3 protein-coding genes (2 of these 3 running past the window's edge) are annotated in these 2,500 nt (G+C 40.6%); all 3 read left to right on the top strand.

The window, feature by feature from the left end; genetic code table 11:
* Tightly spaced (at most 17 nt apart), the 3 genes in view from BW942_RS17775 to BW942_RS17785 form a layout consistent with a single transcriptional unit that may run on beyond the window.
* On the top strand, positions 1–1,118 hold the 3' portion of the coding sequence (locus BW942_RS17775; protein WP_000083101.1) for a restriction endonuclease subunit S. Its footprint begins 64 nt before the window's first position; the window shows 1,118 of its 1,182 coding nt (coding positions 65–1,182); its start codon lies beyond the left edge, outside the window; the stop codon is at positions 1,116–1,118.
* Positions 1,115–2,266 carry an AAA family ATPase gene (locus BW942_RS17780; RefSeq protein ID WP_000061285.1) on the top strand — a complete coding sequence of 384 codons (1,152 nt, stop codon included), beginning with the start codon at positions 1,115–1,117 and terminating at the stop codon, positions 2,264–2,266. The genes BW942_RS17775 and BW942_RS17780 overlap by 4 nt, the downstream gene beginning before the upstream one ends.
* A 17-nt stretch (positions 2,267–2,283) precedes the next feature.
* A protein-coding gene (locus BW942_RS17785; protein ID WP_000141537.1) for a type I restriction endonuclease subunit R crosses the window boundary here: on the top strand, positions 2,284–2,500 show its 5' end (the start). Its footprint extends 2,882 nt past the window's final position; the window shows 217 of its 3,099 coding nt (coding positions 1–217); it begins with the start codon at positions 2,284–2,286; the stop codon falls past the right edge of the window.

A 2,500-nucleotide genomic window follows, 5' to 3' on the forward strand; every position in this document is an offset into this window, starting at 1 on the left:
AAGAAATTTTTGATCTAAGAAATGGATATACTCCTTCAAAATCAATTAGTGAATATTGGAAAGATGGCACCATTCCTTGGTTTAGAATGGAAGACATTCGGGCAAATGGACAAATTCTTAATAATGCATTACAGAAAGTAGCAAAGAGTGCGCTTAAGGGCGGAAAATTATTTCCTGCAAACTCAATCATAGTTGCGACATCTGCCACAATAGGCGAGCATGCTCTAATAACTGTCCCATATTTATCCAACCAGAGGTTTACTAATTTAATTTTAAAAACTGAGTATAGCGATAGATTTGAAATTAGATTCCTTTTTTATTACTGTTTTCTATTAGATGATTGGTGTAAAAATAACACCACGATGTCGAGTTTTGCGTCCGTGGATATGAATGGGTTTAAAAAAATCCAAATCCCCATTCCGCCCCTGCCCGCCCAAGAAGAAATCGTCCGCATTCTGGACGCATTTACTGAGCTTACTACCGAGCTTGCCTCTGAGCTTTCCGCGCGGAAAAAACAGTATAATTACTATCGAGATCAACTCTTAAGCTTTGAAGAAGGAGAAGTGGAGTGGAAGACGTTGGGGGAGACCTGCGACGTATATACAGGCGGGGAGGCTCCGGAAAGTAGCTCAATGAGCAAAACTCCGACAGACATCTACAAATACCCAATTTTTGGGAACGGCGCAGAGGTATATGGCTACACAGACCGCTACAGGATAGACAAAGATGCCGTTACCATTTCTTCGATCGGCGCGAATACGGGAACTATATATTTTAGAAAAGCCCATTTCACCCCCATCATCAGGCTGAAGGTCGTTATTCCAAAACAAGAAGGGATTCTGCCTCGATATCTGTTTCATGCTTTGTCCTCAATTGCGATTGGAAGCAAGAGCAGCAGCGTCCCAAATATGAACGCGGCTGATGTGAAACGCATTTCTATCCCCATCCCTCCCCTCGCAGAACAAGAACGTATCGTCGACATCTTAGACAAATTCGATGCCCTGACTAGCTCGATCAGCGAAGGTCTGCCTCGCGAAATTGAACTACGTCAAAAGCAATATGAGTACTATCGTGAATTATTGTTGAGCTTCCCGAAAGCAGAAGCGGGGCCGAAATGAGCATGGATATAGCAAAGCTTTTAAAAGATGCCGATCAAAAAGTCCAGTTGCTCTATGCATTTAATGGCACGGGCAAGACTCGCCTTTCCAGGGAATTCAAACAGCTCGTTGCACCCAAAAACAATCGTGATGAGGCAGATCAAGCTGAGTCATCGCATAACAAAATTCTTTACTATAACGCCTTTACCAAAGATTTATTTTACTGGGATAACGACTTAGAGAAAGATGCGGAACCAAAATTAAAAATTCAATCCAATTCGTTCACGGATTGGATACTGAAAGACCAAGGACAAGATCGCAATATCATAACTAATTTTCAGCATTATACCAACAAAAAGCTAACGCCACGATTCAATGAAGCATACACCGTCAAAGATAAAAACGAGCAAGAGGTTATTGTTAAAGAGTTTTCGGAAGTAACCTTCTCCCTGACACGGGGCAACGAAGAGCGTTCGGGTAATCTTAAAATTTCCAAAGGCGAAGAGAGCAATTTCATTTGGAGTATTTTTTACAGTTTACTGGAACAAGTTATCAGTGTTCTAAATGTCATCGATTCAAGTGAACAGGAAACGGACCAATTTGATCAGTTGGAATACGTGTTTATTGATGATCCTGTCAGCTCCTTAGATGAGAACCATTTAATTGAACTAGCGGCGGAACTGATTCAGTCCAGTAAATCAGATATTAGATTTCTAATCACAACCCATAATCCGCTTTTTTATAATGTGCTTCACAATGAATTTAAGAAAGATACTTTCAAAAAATATATCCTGAAAAAACAGGAAGATGAAAGCTATGAATTAGCGAACCAATCCACTGATTCTCCTTTTTCTTACCATCTTCATCTTAAAGCCGAACTCGAGAAGGCGATCGAAACAGGTCAGTTACATAAATATCATTTCAATTTTCTCAGAAACATTCTAGAAAAGACTTCTACGTTTGTCGGACTGGAGAGATGGGAAGATCTGTTATCAAAAACAGAGGATGGCGATCCGAATCCTTATGAGGTTCGAATTATCAATTTCTCAAGCCATTCCAAACATTCAGATAATGAAGTCGTTGAGGTTCCGGATGAGCACAGGCGAATTCTAAGCTTTCTGGTTAAAAAGCTCGATGAAATGTATCGTTTAAGAATGCGTACCAAATAAGATCCGAAGGCAATTGAATGACTGAATACAAAACCATAGCCGAATCCAATCACTTTATCGTTTTAGATAAATACAACAGGGAGTGGCAGGTAAGCGAAAGCTACCAAAGCGAAGCCGACCTGGAAAAAGAATTGGTTCAGGATTTGAAAAACCAAGGATATGAATTTCGTACCGATATCAGTACTCCTGAGAAGATGTTGGCCAATGTCCGAGAGAGGTTGCAAGCGCTGAACG

It is taken from the genome of Leptospira interrogans (assembly GCF_900156205.1).
Classification (GTDB): Bacteria; Spirochaetota; Leptospiria; order Leptospirales; family Leptospiraceae; genus Leptospira; species Leptospira interrogans.